Source organism: Rhodococcus sp. TAF43 (genome assembly GCF_052113525.1).
Taxonomy (GTDB): Bacteria; Actinomycetota; Actinomycetes; order Mycobacteriales; family Mycobacteriaceae; genus Prescottella.
In genome coordinates this window covers 1-16,559 of the sequence record NZ_JBFRDL010000025.1, presented here as the reverse complement: position 1 = coordinate 16,559, position 16,559 = coordinate 1, and the positions used below count along the sequence as shown (strand labels likewise).

At 69.2% G+C, this 16,559-nt stretch carries 15 protein-coding genes; 12 read left to right on the top strand and 3 right to left on the bottom strand.

The window, feature by feature from the left end:
- Window positions 1-21 precede the first annotated feature (21 nt).
- From argC to AB4Z09_RS16605, 10 genes are all read left to right on the top strand, one after another.
- A complete protein-coding gene (gene argC, locus AB4Z09_RS16650; RefSeq protein ID WP_442240210.1) occupies window positions 22-1,104 on the top strand; it encodes an N-acetyl-gamma-glutamyl-phosphate reductase in 1,083 nt (360 codons plus the stop codon).
- Entirely contained in the window at window positions 1,101-2,339 is a 1,239-nt protein-coding gene (argJ, locus tag AB4Z09_RS16645; RefSeq protein ID WP_442240209.1) for a bifunctional glutamate N-acetyltransferase/amino-acid acetyltransferase ArgJ, read from the top strand. Before argC ends, argJ begins: the two co-directional genes overlap by 4 nt.
- Complete coding sequence (gene argB / locus AB4Z09_RS16640; protein WP_442240208.1) at window positions 2,336-3,283, top strand: acetylglutamate kinase; 948 nt, start codon at window positions 2,336-2,338, stop codon at window positions 3,281-3,283. Before argJ ends, argB begins: the two co-directional genes overlap by 4 nt.
- Window positions 3,280-4,497: an acetylornithine transaminase gene (locus AB4Z09_RS16635; protein WP_442240207.1), complete on the top strand. Its 1,218-nt coding sequence runs from the start codon at window positions 3,280-3,282 to the stop codon at window positions 4,495-4,497. The genes argB and AB4Z09_RS16635 overlap by 4 nt, the downstream gene beginning before the upstream one ends.
- Window positions 4,498-4,500: 3 nt before the next feature.
- Entirely contained in the window at window positions 4,501-5,442 is a 942-nt protein-coding gene (argF, locus tag AB4Z09_RS16630; RefSeq protein ID WP_174910511.1) for an ornithine carbamoyltransferase, read from the top strand.
- Entirely contained in the window at window positions 5,439-5,957 is a 519-nt protein-coding gene (locus AB4Z09_RS16625) for an arginine repressor (RefSeq protein ID WP_114722866.1), read from the top strand. Before argF ends, AB4Z09_RS16625 begins: the two co-directional genes overlap by 4 nt.
- Window positions 5,958-6,005: 48 nt before the next feature.
- Window positions 6,006-7,205 (top strand): argininosuccinate synthase, encoded by a 1,200-nt coding sequence (locus tag AB4Z09_RS16620; protein WP_114722867.1) that lies wholly within the window; start codon window positions 6,006-6,008, stop codon window positions 7,203-7,205.
- Window positions 7,206-7,207: 2 nt separating this feature from the next.
- Window positions 7,208-8,629 (top strand): argininosuccinate lyase, encoded by a 1,422-nt coding sequence (gene argH / locus AB4Z09_RS16615; RefSeq protein ID WP_442240206.1) that lies wholly within the window; start codon window positions 7,208-7,210, stop codon window positions 8,627-8,629.
- A gap of 107 nt (window positions 8,630-8,736) precedes the next feature.
- A complete protein-coding gene (locus AB4Z09_RS16610; protein WP_442240232.1) occupies window positions 8,737-11,724 on the top strand; it encodes an acyl-CoA synthetase in 2,988 nt (995 codons plus the stop codon).
- A gap of 63 nt (window positions 11,725-11,787) precedes the next feature.
- Entirely contained in the window at window positions 11,788-12,006 is a 219-nt protein-coding gene (locus tag AB4Z09_RS16605) for a Trm112 family protein (RefSeq protein ID WP_174910502.1), read from the top strand.
- On the opposite strand, the gene AB4Z09_RS16600 is transcribed toward AB4Z09_RS16605, so the two are convergent.
- Genes AB4Z09_RS16600 through AB4Z09_RS16590 form a run of 3 tightly spaced genes read right to left on the bottom strand, consistent with a single transcriptional unit; the run spans window position 12,003 to window position 14,118 of the window.
- A complete protein-coding gene (locus AB4Z09_RS16600; protein WP_174910500.1) occupies window positions 12,003-12,614 on the bottom strand; it encodes a TetR/AcrR family transcriptional regulator in 612 nt (203 codons plus the stop codon). The genes AB4Z09_RS16605 and AB4Z09_RS16600 overlap by 4 nt on opposite strands.
- Window positions 12,614-13,375 carry an ABC transporter permease gene (locus AB4Z09_RS16595; protein ID WP_114722872.1) on the bottom strand — a complete coding sequence of 254 codons (762 nt, stop codon included), beginning with the start codon at window positions 13,373-13,375 and terminating at the stop codon, window positions 12,614-12,616. The genes AB4Z09_RS16600 and AB4Z09_RS16595 overlap by 1 nt, the downstream gene beginning before the upstream one ends.
- On the bottom strand, window positions 13,372-14,118 hold the full coding sequence (locus AB4Z09_RS16590; RefSeq protein ID WP_174910498.1) for an ABC transporter ATP-binding protein: 747 nt from the start codon (window positions 14,116-14,118) through the stop codon (window positions 13,372-13,374). Before AB4Z09_RS16590 ends, AB4Z09_RS16595 begins: the two co-directional genes overlap by 4 nt.
- 115 nt (window positions 14,119-14,233) lie before the next feature.
- Here AB4Z09_RS16590 and AB4Z09_RS16585 point away from each other — a divergent pair, with 115 nt between their 5' ends.
- Both AB4Z09_RS16585 and tyrS read left to right on the top strand, forming a co-directional pair.
- On the top strand, window positions 14,234-14,878 hold the full coding sequence (locus tag AB4Z09_RS16585; RefSeq protein ID WP_254622516.1) for a DNA-3-methyladenine glycosylase: 645 nt from the start codon (window positions 14,234-14,236) through the stop codon (window positions 14,876-14,878).
- Window positions 14,871-16,148 (top strand): tyrosine--tRNA ligase, encoded by a 1,278-nt coding sequence (gene tyrS, locus AB4Z09_RS16580; RefSeq protein ID WP_254622515.1) that lies wholly within the window; start codon window positions 14,871-14,873, stop codon window positions 16,146-16,148. The genes AB4Z09_RS16585 and tyrS overlap by 8 nt, the downstream gene beginning before the upstream one ends.
- The last annotated feature ends 411 nt before the right edge of the window (window positions 16,149-16,559 follow it).

Below are 16,559 nucleotides of genomic sequence, written 5' to 3'. Positions count from 1 at the left end.
TGATGGTGCATAATCATCCGTATGGGTACATCTGGAGACGCTGGAGCTTCGGAGACCGGTAACCGGTCTCCGATCAAGGTCGCGATTGCGGGCGCGAGCGGGTACGCGGGTGGCGAGATCCTGCGCCTGCTGCTCGGTCATCCTGCCTATCGCGACGGTTCGCTCGTGATCGGTGCGCTGACCGCGGGCAGCAACGCGGGCACGACCCTCGGGTCGCACCACCCGCACCTGCTGCCGCTCGCGGATCGCGTCCTGGGGCCGACCGACATCGAGACCCTGTCCGGTCACGATGTCGTCTTCCTCGGCTTGCCGCACGGCAACTCGGCCGAGATCGCGCGGCAGCTCCCCGAGTCGACCGTGATCATCGACTGCGGTGCCGACTTCCGGCTCGCCGACGCCGAGGCGTGGGAGAAGTACTACGGCAGCCCGCATGCCGGCACTTGGCCGTACGGGCTGCCCGAGCTGCCGGGCGGCCGGGACAAGCTCGTCGGTGCCACCCGCATCGCGGTGCCCGGCTGCTACCCGACCGCGTCGTCGCTCGCGCTCGCCCCGGCCGTCGCAGCCGGTGTCGTCGAGCCGCGGGTCAACATCGTCGCGGTCAGCGGAACCTCCGGCGCGGGCAAGGCGCCCAAGGCCGACCTCCTCGGTTCCGAGGTCATGGGCTCGGTCCGGGCGTACGGCGTCGGCGGCGCGCACCGGCACACCCCGGAGATCAAGCAGAACCTGTCGGCGGCCGCCGGCACGGACGTCGCCGTCTCCTTCACGCCGGTCCTCGCGCCGATGCCGCGTGGCATCCTCGCTACCTGCACCGCGCCCACCACGTCCTCCGTCGACGAGATCCGTGCCGTCTACGAGAAGGCGTACCGGGACGAGCCGTTCGTCCACGTGCTCCCCGAGGGGCAGCTGCCGCAGACCGGCGCCGTCGTCGGCTCCAACGCCGTGCAGATCGCGGTCACCGTAGACGCCGACGCCGGAGTCCTCGTCGTCATCGCGGCGATCGACAACCTCACCAAGGGCACCGCCGGCGGTGCCGTCCAATCCATGAACCTGGCCCTGGGCCTGCCCGAGACCGATGGTCTCTCGACCGTGGGAGTTGCTCCGTGACAACCGAATCCGACTTCGCCGACGCCATCGAGATCGCCGGGGGCCGGCTGATCCGCACGCAGGGCGTCACCGCGCCGGCGGGCTTCCGCGCAGCCGGCATCAAGGCCGGGATCAAGGTCAGCGGTCGCTCCGACCTCGCACTGGTCTTCAACGAGGGACCCGAGCTGGCTGCCGCGGGCGTATTCACCGCCAACAAGGTCAAGGCCGCGCCCGTGCTGTGGTCGCAGCAGGTCCTCACCACCGGCCGGCTGCGGGCCGTGGTCCTCAACTCCGGCGGCGCCAACGCGTGCACCGGAGCCCCCGGGTTCCAGGACGCCCACAAGACCGCCGAGCACGTGGCCGCATCGCTCAGCGACTGGGGCACCGAGACCGGCGCGATCGAGGTCGCAGTGTGCTCCACCGGTCTGATCGGTGACCGGCTGCCGATGGACAAGATCCTCTCGGGCGTCACCGAGATCGTGCACGAACTGGCCGGCGGTATCTCCGGCGGCACCGACGCCGCGCACGCCATCATGACCACCGACACCGTCCCCAAGCAGGCGGCACTGCACCACGCCGACAAGTGGAACGTCGGCGGCATGGCCAAGGGGGCCGGCATGCTCGCGCCGTCGCTCGCGACGATGCTGTCGGTCATCACCACCGACGCCGTCGCGACCGCCGAGCAGCTCGACGAGGCGCTGCGGTTCGCGACGCGGATGTCGTTCGACCGACTCGACGTCGACGGCGCGACCTCCACCAACGACACCGTGCTGCTGCTCTCGTCGGGCGCCAGCTCAGTCGCCCCGTCGCAGGACGAGCTCAACGCCGCCGTGCTCGCGGTGTGCGACAGCCTCGCCGACCAGATGATGGCCGACGCCGAGGGCGTCACCAAGCGGGTGCGGGTCACCGTCAGCGGCGCCGCCTCCGAGCAGGAGGCGCTCGTCGCTGCGCGCACCGTTGCCCGCGATAGCCTGGTCAAGACCGCGCTGTTCGGTTCCGACCCAAACTGGGGCCGCGTGCTCGCCGCCGTCGGCATCGCTCCCATCACGCTCGACCCGGACCGGATCACGGTGTCGTTCAACGGCAATCCCGTGTGCATCGACGGTGTCGGCGCCCCCGGCGCCCGCGAGGTGGACCTGTCCGGCATGGACATCGACCTGAACATCGAACTGGGCGTCGGCGAGCACAGCGTCACCATCCGCACCACCGACCTGTCGCACGCGTACGTCGAAGAGAATTCGGCGTACTCGTCATGAGTACCGACACCGACAGTGGCACCGCCGCCAGCATCGAGAACCTCACGTCGAGCCAGAAGGCGTTCGTCCTGGCCGAGGCGCTGCCGTGGCTGCAGCGCTTCCACGACAAGATCGTCGTGATCAAGTACGGCGGCAACGCCATGATCGACGACGAGCTCAAGAGCGCATTCGCCGCGGACATGGCGTTCCTGCGGACCATCGGGATCCACCCGGTCGTGGTGCACGGCGGCGGCCCTCAGATCAACGCGATGCTCAAGCGGCTCGGCATGGAGGGTGAGTTCCGGGGCGGTTTCCGGGTCACCACCCCCGAGGTCATGGACGTCGTGCGGATGGTGCTGTTCGGTCAGGTCGGCCGCGAGTTGGTCGGCCTGATCAACGCGCACGGCCCATTCGCCGTCGGCATCTCCGGCGAGGACGCGCGGCTGCTGACCGCGACCCGGCGCACCGTGCAGGTCGACGGCGAGGCCACCGACATCGGCCTCGTCGGCGACGTCACCACGGTCAACCCCGACGCGGTGCTCGACCTCATCGCCGCCGGGCGCATCCCCGTGGTCTCCACGATCGCGCCCGACGAGGACGGCGTGGTGCACAACATCAACGCCGACACCGCGGCCGCGGCCATCGCCGAGGCGATCGGCGCCGAGAAGCTGGTCGTCCTCACCGACGTCGAGGGGCTCTACACCGATTGGCCCAACCGCAGTTCGCTCGCCTCCGAGATCGACACGGCCGCACTGCGTCAGCTGCTGCCGAGCCTCGACTCCGGCATGGTCCCCAAGATGGAGGCCTGCCTGCGCGCCGTCGAGGGTGGCGTGCCCACCGCGCACGTCATCGACGGCCGCGTCGCGCACTCGGTTCTGCTCGAACTCTTCACCGGCGAGGGCATCGGCACCATGGTGACCCCCGCTCCCGCACCCAACTCTGTTACCCCGGAAGGACGGAAATGACTGCCACAACGGATCTGCAGCAGCGCTGGTCCGGCGCGCTGATGAACACCTACGGCGTGCCGCGGGTGGCGCTGGTCCGCGGTGAGGGCGCGGTCGTGACCGACGCCGACGGGAAGCAGTACCTGGATCTGCTCGCCGGCATCGCCGTCAACATCCTCGGCCATGCGCATCCGGCGATCGTCGAGGCCGTCACGACCCAGCTGTCCACGCTCGGACACGTGTCGAACCTGTACGCCAGCGAGCCTGCCGTCGCGCTGGCCGAGCACCTGCTCGAGCACCTGGGTGCGGGCGAGACCGCCGGCACCGTGACGGGGCGGGTGTTCCTGTGCAACTCGGGAACCGAGGCCAACGAGGCCGCCTTCAAACTGGCCCGGGCGACCGGACGCCGCAAGATCATCGCCGCCGAGAAGGCGTTCCACGGCCGGACGATGGGCGCCCTCGCGCTCACCGGCCAGCCCGACAAGCGGGCACCGTTCGAGCCGATGCCCCCCGGCGTCGAGCACGTGCCCTACGGCGACCTCGAGGCGCTCGACCGGGCGGTCGACGAGGACACCGCGGCGGTGTTCCTCGAGCCGATCATGGGTGAGGGCGGCGTCGTGGTCCCGCCGGAGGGCTACCTCGCCGGCGCGCGGAAGATCACGGCCGACCGTGGCGCACTGCTGATCCTCGACGAGGTGCAGACCGGCATCGGCCGGACCGGCTGGTTCTACGCGCACCAGGCCGCGGGCATCGTGCCTGACGTCATGACGCTCGCCAAGGGTCTCGGCGGTGGCATGCCGATCGGTGCGTGCATCGCGACCGGCGCGGCGGCCGAACTCTTCGGTCCGGGCAAGCACGGCACCACGTTCGGCGGCAACCCGGTGTGCGCGTCGGCCGCGCTCGCCGTGTTGCGGACGATCGCGTCCGAAGACCTGCTGTCGCATGCCGACAACATCGGCAAGGTGCTCTCCACCGGCATCGAGGGACTCGGGCACCCGCTCGTCGATCACGTGCGCGGATCCGGGCTGCTGCTGGGCGTCGTTCTGACCGAGGACGTGGCCCCCGCGGTCGAGACCGCGGCCCGCGACGCCGGGTACCTCGTGAACGCGGCGCAGCCGGGCGTGCTCCGGTTGGCACCCCCGTTGATCCTCACCGAGGAGCAGGCGGAAGGATTCGTCGCGGCGCTGCCGGGAATTCTCGATGCGGCTGCGGCGGAACCGGCAGGAGGCAAGTAGTACATGACGATTCGACACTTCTTGAGGGACGACGACCTGACCCCGGCCGAGCAGGCCGAGGTGCTGTCGCTCGCCCGTGAGCTCAAGGCGAATCCGTTCTCGCGACGGCCGCTCGAGGGCCCGCGCGGCGTCGGTGTCATCTTCGACAAGAACTCGACCCGCACCCGTTTCTCGTTCGAGATGGGCATCGCGCAGCTCGGCGGGCACGCGGTCGTCGTCGACGGCAGCAAGACCCAGCTCGGCCGTGACGAGACGCTGCAGGACACCGGACGCGTGCTGTCGCGGTTCGTCGACGCCGTCGTGTGGCGCACGTTCGGCCAGGAGCGGCTCGAGCAGATGGCCGAGGGTGCGACGGTTCCGATCGTCAACGCGCTGTCGGATCAGTTCCATCCGTGCCAGGTACTCGCGGACCTGCAGACCATCGCCGAACGCAAGGGTGAACTGGCGGGTCTGCGGCTCACGTACCTCGGCGACGGCGCCAACAACATGGCGCACTCGCTGCTGCTCGGTGGCGTCACCGCAGGCGTGCACGTGACGATCGCCGCGCCGCTCGGGTTCGCACCCGACCCGGCGGTCGTCGACGCCGCCCGGGTGCGGGCCGAGCAGACCGGCGCAATGGTCACGCTCACCGACGATCCGCAGGCCGCGGTGGCCGGCGCCGACGTGCTGGTGACGGACACCTGGACGTCGATGGGTCAGGAGGAGGACGGTCTCGACCGCGTCGGACCGTTCCGGCCGTTCCAGATCAACGCTGACCTGCTCGCGAAGGCGGCACCGGACGCCGTCGTGCTGCACTGCCTGCCCGCACACCGCGGCGAGGAGATCACCGACGAGGTCCTCGACGGGCCGCAGTCGGCTGCGTGGGACGAGGCCGAGAACCGGCTGCATGCGCAGAAGGCACTGCTCGTCTGGCTGCTCGAACACCGGTCCGGGGCCCGGCCGTGACCACCGCCCCGGGGCCCCATCCGGCGCAGCCTGCCGCCGCCGTCGCGCACACGCGCGCCGGCCGGCAGGCGCGGATCACCGCGCTGGTCGCAGAGCGGCACATCCGCAGCCAGGCCGAACTCGCGGCGCTGCTCGGCGCGGAGGGCATCGAGGTCTCCAACGCGACCCTGTCGCGCGATCTCGAGGAACTCGGCGCGGTGAAGCTGCGGGCCGCCGACGGTGGCGCCGGGGTGTACGTCGTGCCGGAGGACGGCTCGCCCGTGCGGGGTGTCTCCGGGGGTACCGACCGGTTGTCCCGACTGCTGGGGGAACTGCTGGTCTCGACCGATGCCAGCGGAAACCTCGCCGTCCTGCGGACCCCGCCGGGGGCCGCACACTACCTGGCCAGCGCGCTCGACCGGGCCTCGCTGCCCGACGTCGTCGGCACCATCGCGGGCGACGACACGATCCTCGTCGTGGCCCGCGAACCGCTCACCGGGGCGGAGCTTGCCGCGGCGATCGAGCGCCTGGCCTGACCACTAGACTCTGCATGAACAATTCGATTTCTAAGGAGCACACACACCATGGCTGATCGCGTCGTACTCGCCTACTCGGGCGGGCTGGACACCTCCGTGGCCATCAGCTGGATCGGCAAGGAGACCGGCAAGGAGGTCGTTGCCGTCGCCATCGATCTCGGCCAGGGCGGCGAGGACATGGAGGTCGTGCGTCAGCGTGCCCTCGACTGCGGCGCCGTCGAGTCGGTCGTGGTGGATGCGCGCGACGAGTTCGCGGACGAGTACTGCCTGCCGACCATCCAGGCCAACGCTCTCTACATGGACCGCTACCCGCTGGTCTCGGCCATCAGCCGTCCGCTGATCGTCAAGCACATCGTCGAGGCTGCTCGCGCGCACGGCGGCACCGTCGTGTCGCACGGGTGCACCGGCAAGGGCAACGACCAGGTCCGCTTCGAGGTCGGCTTCGGCGCCCTCGCGCCCGACCTCGAGGTCATCGCGCCGGTCCGCGACTACGCGTGGACCCGCGAGAAGGCGATCGCCTTCGCCGAGGAGAACAACATCCCGATCAACGTCACCAAGCGTTCGCCGTTCTCGATCGACCAGAACGTGTGGGGCCGCGCGGTGGAGACGGGCTTCCTCGAGGATCTGTGGAACGCGCCGACCAAGGACGTCTACGACTACACGCAGGACCCCACGCTCAACTGGAACAGCCCCGACGAGCTGATCATCAGCTTCGAGGCGGGTAAGCCGGTCGCGATCGACGGCAAGCCGGTCACGGTGCTAGAGGCCATCCAGGAGCTCAACAAGCGCGCGGGTGCGCAGGGCGTCGGCCGCCTCGACGTCGTCGAGGACCGTCTCGTCGGCATCAAGAGCCGCGAGATCTACGAGGCCCCGGGCGCGATGGTGCTCATCACCGCGCACCAGGAGCTCGAGCACCTCACCCTCGAGCGTGAGCTGGGCCGCTACAAGCGTCAGATGGAGCAGCGCTGGAGCGAGCTGGTCTACGACGGCCTGTGGTTCTCGCCGCTCAAGGACGCGCTGGATTCCTTCGTCGCGAAGACCCAGGAGCGGGTCACCGGCGACATCCGCCTGTTCCTGCACGGTGGCGCGATCACCGTCAACGGCCGCCGCAGCCCGGAGTCGCTGTACGACTTCAACCTGGCCACCTACGACGAGGGCGACTCGTTCGACCAGTCGTACGCGAAGGGCTTCGTCAACATCCACGGCCTGTCCTCCAAGGTCGCCGCGAAGCGCGATCTGGGCCTGTAACGATGGCCGAGCACAGCACCAACGAAGGTGCCCTCTGGGGCGGCCGGTTCCAGTCGGGACCGGCCGCCGCCATGGCGGCCCTGAGCAAGTCGACACACTTCGACTGGGTCCTGGCCCCGTACGACGTGCGGGCGTCCCAGGCGCACGCGAAGGTGCTGCACAAGGCCGGTCTCCTGACTGAGGCCGACCTGGCGACCATGCTCGACGGCCTCACCCGACTCGGCGACGACGTCGCCTCCGGTGCGTTCGGGCCGGCCGAGTCCGACGAGGACGTGCACGGCGCACTCGAGCGGGGCCTGATCGAGCGGGTCGGGCCCGAGGTCGGTGGCCGGCTGCGGGCCGGCCGTTCCCGTAACGACCAGGTGGCCACGCTGTTCCGGATGTGGTTGCGGGACGCGGCCCGGCGGGTCGCCGACGGCGTCCTCGACGTCGTCGACGCGCTCGCCACCCAGGCCGCGGCGCACCCCGATGCCGTGATGCCGGGCAAGACGCACCTGCAGGCGGCGCAGCCCGTGCTGCTGGCGCATCATCTGCTCGCGCACACGCATCCGCTGCTGCGCGACGTCGCGCGTCTGCGGGACTTCGACAAGCGGGCCGCGGTGTCGCCGTACGGTTCCGGCGCCCTGGCGGGCTCGTCGCTGGGGCTCGACCCCGACGCGATCGCCGCCGAGCTGAAGTTCGACTCGGCCGCCGAGAACTCGATCGACGCGACGTCGTCGCGTGACTTCGCGGCCGAGGCGGCGTTCGTCTTCGCGATGATCGCGGTGGACCTGTCTCGGATGGCCGAAGAGGTCATCATCTGGAGCACGCCGGAATTCGGCTACATCACGCTCGCGGACGCGTGGTCGACGGGATCGTCGATCATGCCGCAGAAGAAGAACCCGGACGTCTCCGAGCTCACGCGTGGCAAGGCAGGACGCCTGATCGGCAACGTGACCGGTCTGCTGGCCACGCTCAAGGCACAGCCGCTCGCGTACAACCGCGATCTGCAGGAAGACAAGGAGCCGGTCTTCGACTCGGTCGCACAGCTCGAGCTGCTGCTGCCCGCGATCACCGGTCTGGTCTCCACCCTCGAGTTCCACACCGATCGGATGGCGGAGCTGGCTCCCGCAGGGTTCACGCTCGCCACCGACATCGCGGAATGGATGGTCCGCCAGGGCGTTCCGTTCCGGGTTGCGCACGAGGCGGCGGGCGCGTGCGTCCGTGTCGCGGAGGCGCGCGGGGTGGGTCTCGACGAGCTCACCGACGAGGAACTCGCCGGGGTCGATCCGGCGCTGACTCCCGCGGTGCGTGAGGTGCTCACGGTCCACGGATCCATCGCGTCGCGTAGCGCGCGCGGCGGGACCGCGGGGGTGCGGGTTGCCGAACAACTGGGCGGCGTGCGTCGTTCGGCGGACGCGTTGCGGGAGTGGACGCGCGCCTAGTCGAGATGAGAGATCGACTCGGTGTAACCCCAGTCCCACATACGCAGTAATGTGGAAGCTCATCGAACATGATGTGATGCAAGTCACGATGGGTTGCTGGGGGAGTGCTGGTGAGTCTGAGCTCCGACTACGTGGTGGGTTCGCTTCGGCGAGCCGTCGCCACGGCACAGAACGGCCTCGAGGTGGTTCGCCTCGGCGGTCTGGAAACCGGTGCCACACCGTCGCCGTTCCAGATCGTCGAGCGCGCCCCGATGTATCGACTGCGCCGATACTTCCCGGACACCGCTCCGGATCAGGCCGGGCCGCCGATCGTGCTCGTGCCGCCGATGATGATGTCGGCGGACGTGTACGACGTCACCCGCGACCAGGGCGCCGTCGGGATCCTGCACGAGATGGGCATCGATCCGTGGGTCGTCGACTTCGGCTCCCCGGACACCGAGGAGGGCGGCTGGGACCGCACACTGGCGGATCACATTGTCGCGATCAGCGAGATCATCGACCTGGTCCACGAGCACACCGGTCGTGACGTCCACCTGTCGGGCTATTCGCAGGGTGGCATGTTCTGCTACCAGGCCGCGGCCTTCCGGCGGTGCCGGAACATCGCCAGCCTGATCACTTTCGGTGCGCCCGTCGACACGCTGGCCGCGCTGCCGTTCAACATCCCCGAGGGCATCGCGACCAAGGCCGCCGACGTGCTCGCCGACCACGTGTTCAATCGTTTGTCGATCGCCGGGTGGATGGCGCGCACCGGCTTCCAGTTGCTCGATCCGGTGAAGACCGCGAAATCCCGACTCGACTTCCTGCGGCAGTTGCACGACCGCGAAGCGCTGCTGCCGCGCGAGCAGCAGCGCCGCTTCCTGGCGCAGGACGGCTGGGTGGCGTGGTCCGGCCCCGCGGTCGCCGAACTGCTCAAGCAGTTCATCGTCCACAACCGGATGATGACCGGTGGGTTCGTCATCAAGGACACCCCGGTGAGCCTCGCCGAGATCACGTGTCCGGTTCTTGCGTTCGTCGGTGAGGTCGACGACATCGGCCAACCGCTCGCCGTGCGCGGGATCAAGCGGGCAGCGCCCCGGGCCGAGGCGTTCGAATCGACGTTGCGCGCAGGGCACTTCGGCCTCGTCGTCGGCTCCGCCGCGGCAGCCCGGACGTGGCCGACCACCGGACAGTGGGTTCGATGGCGTGAGGGCACCGGGCCGCGCCCGGACACCGTCGACGCGATGATCCACGACGAGCCGTCCGGCACCGACAGCGGTGTGAGCATCGCCAACCGGCTGGCCCATACCGTCGCGTCGATCGCCGAGGTCGGTGTGGGCGTCGGCAAGGGAATCGCGGATCTCGCCACCGACACCGTGCGTGGTACTCGCGAGCTCTCCGTCGAGGCTGCTCGTGCGTTGCCGAGACTTGCTCGGCTCGGTCAGCTGCAGCCGCACTCGCGGATCTCACTGGGGCTGTTGCTCGCCGAGCAGGGACGCAAGGCGGCGAACGGGGAGTTCTTCCTGTTCGACGATCGAGTGCACACCAACGCCGCCGTCAACACGCGCATCGACAACGTGGTCCGTGGTCTCATCCATGCCGGTATCCGGCCGGCCAACCATGTCGGTGTCCTGATGGAGACCCGCCCCAGCGCGCTGGTCGCGATCGCGGCGCTGTCGCGGCTCGGTGCCGTCGCAGCGCTGTTGCCGCCGGGCGGGGATCTCGACGAAGCGGTGCGACTGGGTGGGGTCGATCGCATCCTCGTCGACCCGGACCACCTCGAAGACGCGGTGGCGACCGGCAAGAAGGTCCTCGTGCTCGGCGGCGGCGAATTCCGCGGGCTCGACGTCGAGCTGGGGCCGGACGTGGTGGACCTGGAGCAGGTCGACCCGGATGCGGTGACACTGCCCGGCTGGTATCGCCCGGATCCCGGGCTTGCACGGGAACTGGCGTTCGTGATCTTCAGTGGGTCGCGCGGCAGCCTCGAGGCCAAGTTCATCACGAACTACCGCTGGGCGCTCTCGGCGTTCGGTACGGCGTCCGCGGCCTCGCTCAGTCGCGGCGACACGGTGTACTGCCTTGCGCCGCTGCATCATTCGTCGGGGCTGATGGCCACCCTCGGCGGCGCGGTCGCGGGCGGTTCGCGGATCGCGCTGTCGCGCGGGCTGGATCCGGAGCGCTTCGCGGAGGAGATCCACCGGTACGGGGTCACGGTCGTCAGCTACACGTGGACGATGCTGCGTGAGATTCTCGATGCCAAGCTGCTGCCGCTCGAGCACGGGCATCCCGTGCGCCTGTTCATCGGCTCGGGCATGCCGCCCGGGTTGTGGCGCCGAACCACCGAGCGGTTCGCCCCGGCGCAGGTGCTCGAGTTCTATGCGTCCACCGAGGGTGACGTGGTGCTGGTCAATGTCTCCGGCGCGAAGGTCGGTTCCAAGGGGCGCCCGCTCCCCGGCAGCGCCGAGGTTCGACTGGGCGCGTACGACCCGATCGAGGGGCTTCTGCTCGAGGACGCGCAGGGATTCGTCCGTGAGTGCGAGGACGACGAAGTAGGCCTGCTTCTCGGTCGGCCGGGCGCACGCGCGGAGGCGGTTCCCGGCGTGATGCGGGGCGTCTTCGCTGCCGGCGACGCCTGGGTGCCCACCGAGAACCTCTTCCGGCGGGACGCGGACGGAGACTACTGGCTGGTCGACCACAAGCGCACCGTGGTCGCCGCCGCGCGCGGACCGGTCTTCACGCAGCCGATCGTCGATGCCCTCGGGGAGATGCCGCAGGTCGAGTTGGCGGTCGCGTATCCGGTGCCCGCGGGGGAGTCCCACGTGGCGGTCGCGGCGATCACCGTCCACGAGGGACGCGTCCCCAGCGCGGCGGAGATCGGTGCCGCACTCGGGCAGTTGCCGATCGAGCAGTGCCCCGACATCGTGCACGTCGTCGACCGCATCCCGCTCGGCGCCTCGTACCGCCCTCGGGCGTCCGAGTTGCAGGCAGCGGGCCTCCCGAAGCCGAGCGTGCGCGCGTGGTACCTCGACGTGGACACCGGCCGGTACAAGCGCCTCACCAAGGCGACGGCGGCGAGGTTCGGGGACCCGTCGGCGAAGCCGGGTGGGGTGCCCGCGTGAGCACTCCCGCGGAGACTTGTAGCCTGGACCGGCCGAGATCCCGGACGGCCCGAGAGGACTGAAGTGGTTATTGATCCCACCCTGCTCAGCATTCTGGCGTGCCCGCAGGACAAGGGGCCGTTGCTGTTGGTCGGTGACGAGTTGCTCTACAACCCGCGCCTGCACCGGGCCTACCCGATCGAGAACGGTATCCCCGTGCTGCTGGTCGACGAGGCACGTGATGTCACCGACGCCGAGCACGACGATTTCGTCGCCCGCGGCGTCGCCTCCGACACCGACTAGACCGGTTCCAGCAGTCCGGTGAAATAGCGCTGCAGTGTGGGCGCGATCAGCTGGACGGTCTGCTCCGTGGACAAGGTCCGCAGGGCTTCGATCCTCAACAGGTGGCGGGTGACGAACAGGCCCGTCATCTGCGAGGCGACGAGTGCGACGCGCAGGTCCCCGGTTCCGGTCGGGGAGTCCACTCTCGCGGCGATGCCCTTCAGCGCGACCTCGAGGAGGAAGCTGCGGACGAGGTTCTCGTCGCCGCCCGTCAGCGCGGACCGCACCGCGGCGACCACCGCGGGCTGGTGCGTGGAGTCCCAGACTCCGATCACTGTCCGCGCGAGCGTCTCGCCAAGTGCGTCCACCGGGGCCGCCTCGAGCGCGCCGAGGATCGTCGCGGGGTCGATGGGTAGCTCGATCGCGTCGACCAGCAGGCGCTGCTTTGTGCCGAAGTAGTGGTGGACGAGTGCCGAGTCGACGCCGGACTCCGACGCGATCGAGCGAATGGTCGTGTGGTCGAACCCTTTGCTCGCGAACTGGTTTCGAGCGACCTGCAGGATCCGGTCGCGGGTCCCCGAGCGCCCGGGACGCCTCCCGGAACGGGTCGGCGAGGACGGCTCCGCCATCACGGTGTCCGCCGACGCAGTGTCGCGGCCCCGAGACTCAGCGCGACCACCACGAACGCCACGACGATCCCGAGGTCACGCCACATCAACGTGGTCGTGCCGGGATTGGTGGCCACCTGCTGCAGGGCCTCCACCGCGTAGCTCAGCGGCAGCACGTTGCTGATCCACTCCAGCCACTGCGGCAGCTGACCCCGCGGAACCAGCAGCCCGCACAGCAGGAGTTGYGGGATCACGATGACCGGCATGAACTGCACGGCCTGGAACTCGGTGCGGGCGAACGCGCTGCACAGCAGGCCCAGCGCGACCCCGAGTACGGCGTTGACCACCGCGATGAGCAGGACCCAGATCACGCTGCCTTCGGTGGTCAGGTTCAGAAATCCGAAGGCGACCGCACAGGCGAGGCCGGCCTGCGCCGCCGCGGCGATCGAGAAGGCGGTGCCGTAGCCGGCGAGCAGGTCGAGCTTCGACAGGGGCGTGGTCAGCAGGCGTTCGAGGGTGCCGGAACTGCGTTCGCGCTGCATCGCGATCGACGTCACCAGGAACATCACGATGAACGGGATGATGCCGAGCATCGTGATCGCGATCCGGTCGAACAGCGGAGTCTGGCCGGGCGGGGTCGGGACGTTCTGATAGAGGAAGTACAGGAGCACCATCAGCAACGACGGCACCACCAGGATCATCGCGACGGTCCGGTGGTCCACGCGGAGCTGACGCAGGATGCGCGTCGTACTCGCGGTGTAGATACGGGGCGTGATGATCATGGCTGGACTCCGACCTGGTGTTCCCGGATTAGCGAGAGGAACGCCTCCTCGAGGTTTGCCTTGCCGGTACGGCGCCGGAGTTCGTCGGGTGGCACGTGCGCGAGCAGCCGGCCGTCCCGCAGCAGCAGGAGGTTCTCGCAGTGGTCGGCCTCGTCCATGACGTGGCTCGACACGAGCAGTGTCGTGCCCGCAGCGGCAAGCGAGGCGAAGTGTTCCCACAGCTCGGCGCGCAGGACGGGGTCGAGCCCGACGGTGGGCTCGTCCAGCACCAGCAGCTCCGGCTGGGCGACCAGTGCGCACGCCAGTGACACTCGGCCGAGCTGCCCGCCCGACAGGTCGCCCGCTTGGTGGTGGGTGTGGGTCGTGAGGCCGACGGCCTCGATGGTGTCGGCGACCGCGTCGTTGCCGCGGCCGTACAACGAGGCGAAGTACCGCACGTTGTCCCTGATCGTCAGATCCAGGTAGACGCTCGGCGCCTGGGTCACGTAGCCGATCCGACGCCGCAGAGCCGCCGCGCCCGCCGGGCGGCCCAGCACGGTGACCGTGCCGGACTCCACGATCTGGGTGCCGACGATGCACCGCATCAGAGTGGTCTTGCCGCACCCCGACGGACCGAGCAGCCCCGTGACCGTTCCGCGGGGAATCGCCAGGGTCACGTCCCTCAGTGCGGGGGCGCCACCGCGTCGGACATTGAGCTCGTGGATCTCTATCGCCGCGGAGGACGAAGCGGAGGTTCCGGTCATGTCGACCTCGATTCATCGAGCGATGAACTCACCATTCGGTGAATTATTTGCCCGCGCGGGGACGCCCGTCAACGCTCCGGACGCCACCGCGCGACGTCGGTGCACAATCGTCACCGTGACCACTCCTGGACGTGACGTCCTCCGCGACGCCGACCACCCGATCGAGGCGGCCCGGGCCCTTCTCGGCGCGACGCTGACCGTGGGCGCGGTGCGGGCGCGGATAGTCGAGGTGGAGGCGTATGGAGGCGACTTACAGGGCCCATGGCCGGATCCGGCGTCGCACTCCTTCCGGGGACGGACACCGCGGAACGCGGTGATGTTCGGTGAGGCGGGCCATCTGTACGTCTACCGCAGCTACGGAATGCACTACTGCGCGAACGTCTCGTACGGACCGGACGGCGTCGCCGGTGGCGTGCTGTTGCGCGCTGCCGAGATCATCGACGGCCACGAGCTGGTCGCCTCACGCCGTCCGGGGATCAGTCGTCACCCCGACGCCGCCCGCGGACCGGGCAACCTCGGTTCGGCACTCGGCCTGACCCTCGACGACAACGGGGTCGACCTGTTCGGGACCCACCCGGACACGCGCCTGGGACTGGGGGAGCCGACGCCCTACCGGAGCGGCCCACGGGTCGGGATCGCCGTTGCCGCAGACCGGCCGTGGCGGCTGTGGATCCCGGGCTCGGCCGCCGTTTCCGCGTACCGCCGCAGCCCGCGCGCACCTGCGGTCACCGAGCGATGGGATGATCGGGTGCGTGACTGAGAACATCCTTGACGAACTGACCTGGCGGGGCCTCATCGCCCAGTCGACCGATCTGGACGCGCTGCGTCGTGAGACCGAGGCCGGTCCAGTCACGTTGTATGCCGGTTTCGATCCGACCGGGCCGAGCTTGCACGCAGGCCACCTGGTCCCGCTGCTCGCCCTCAAGCGCTTCCAGCGCGCAGGTCACCGGCCGATCGTCCTGGCCGGCGGCGCCACCGGCATGATCGGTGACCCCCGCGATGTCGGCGAGCGCACTATGAACTCGGCCGACACGGTCGCCGAATGGGCCGATCGCATCCGCTCGCAGCTCGAGCGCTTCGTCGACTTCGACGATTCACCGACCGGCGCGGTCATCGAGAACAACGCCAACTGGACGTCCAAGCTGACGGCAATCGATTTCCTGCGCGACATCGGTAAGCACTTCTCCGTGAACGTCATGCTTGCGCGGGACACCGTCAAGCGGCGTCTCGAGTCCGACGGCATGTCCTACACCGAGTTCAGCTACATGTTGCTGCAGGCGAACGACTTCGTGCACCTGCGCCGCAACTACGGTTGCGCGTTGCAGGTCGGCGGCTCCGACCAGTGGGGCAACATCATCGCCGGGGTCGACCTCAACCGGAAGCTCGACGGTGCCTCGGTCCACGCGATGACGGTCCCGCTCGTGACGTCTGCGGACGGCAAGAAGTTCGGCAAGTCGACCGGTGGCGGCAGCCTGTGGCTCGATCCCGAGATGACCAGCCCGTACGCCTGGTACCAGTACTTCGTGAACACCGGTGACGCGGATGTCATGCGTTACCTGCGCTGGTTTACGTTCCTGACGCAGGAGGAGTTCGCGGAGCTCGAGACCGCGACGGCGGAGCGCCCGCAGGCTCGTGAGGCGCAGCGCCGGCTCGCTGCCGAGATGACGACGCTCGTCCACGGACAGGCAAATACGGACGCGGTTGAGCTCGCGAGCAAGGCGTTGTTCGGCCGCGCCGAGCTGACGGACCTCGACGAGTCGACGCTCGCGGCTGCGCTGAAGGAGGCGTCGATCGCAGAGGTTCGAGCAGGTGAGCCGGACACGATCATCGATCTCCTGGTAGCGAGCGGGCTGTGCGAGAGCAAGGGCGCTGCGCGCCGAGCTGTCAAGGAAGGCGGCGCCTACGTGAACAACCAGCGAGTCGAGGCCGACGACTGGGCGCCGAGCGCGACGGATCTGCTGCACGGAAAGTGGCTCGTGATCCGACGGGGACGGAAGAACTTCGGTGGCATCAAGGTGCTCGCCGGCTGACGTGTCCGGCGTCACGAAGATCAAGTTGTGCCCGAACGGGGCGGGGTTCGCCCCGCCCCGTTCGGTCTACCTGCGGCTTTTCGATCCAGAGTGGCCGGGCAAGCCCTGTGACCAGGCAATTTGGCGTTCCGGTGCAAAGCCCCGTAACTTATTCCAGGTCAGAGCGACACGGACACCGACCCGCCGCCGAGCTTCGCAGCTCGGCGAGGGAAAACGAGGTTGTACGGAGAGCGCCTGAAAATCCGAGTGTGAAACATCCTGTAGGATGGTGGAGCGCGTTCGGGTGGCCGACAAAGTAGCGGATTTGCGTCCGAGACTTGGTTCGGTTAGGCTGGAACAGTTGCCCCGAAACGAGGAGCCTGAGGGTTTCGGCTGGAACAGTTGCCCCGAAACGAGGAGCCTGAGGGTTTC

Excerpts from the sequence above, each read along its gene's own strand:
- argC (WP_442240210.1), top strand. The coding sequence starts at position 22 with ATGGGTACATCTGGAGACGCTGGAGCTTCGGAGACCGGTAACCGGTCT.
- argB (WP_442240208.1), top strand. The coding sequence starts at position 2,336 with ATGAGTACCGACACCGACAGTGGCACCGCCGCCAGCATCGAGAACCTC.
- AB4Z09_RS16635 (WP_442240207.1), top strand. The coding sequence starts at position 3,280 with ATGACTGCCACAACGGATCTGCAGCAGCGCTGGTCCGGCGCGCTGATG.
- argF (WP_174910511.1), top strand. The coding sequence starts at position 4,501 with ATGACGATTCGACACTTCTTGAGGGACGACGACCTGACCCCGGCCGAG.
- AB4Z09_RS16620 (WP_114722867.1), top strand. The coding sequence starts at position 6,006 with ATGGCTGATCGCGTCGTACTCGCCTACTCGGGCGGGCTGGACACCTCC.
- argH (WP_442240206.1), top strand. The coding sequence starts at position 7,208 with ATGGCCGAGCACAGCACCAACGAAGGTGCCCTCTGGGGCGGCCGGTTC.
- AB4Z09_RS16600 (WP_174910500.1), bottom strand. The coding sequence starts at position 12,614 with ATGGCGGAGCCGTCCTCGCCGACCCGTTCCGGGAGGCGTCCCGGGCGC.
- AB4Z09_RS16590 (WP_174910498.1), bottom strand. The coding sequence starts at position 14,118 with ATGACCGGAACCTCCGCTTCGTCCTCCGCGGCGATAGAGATCCACGAG.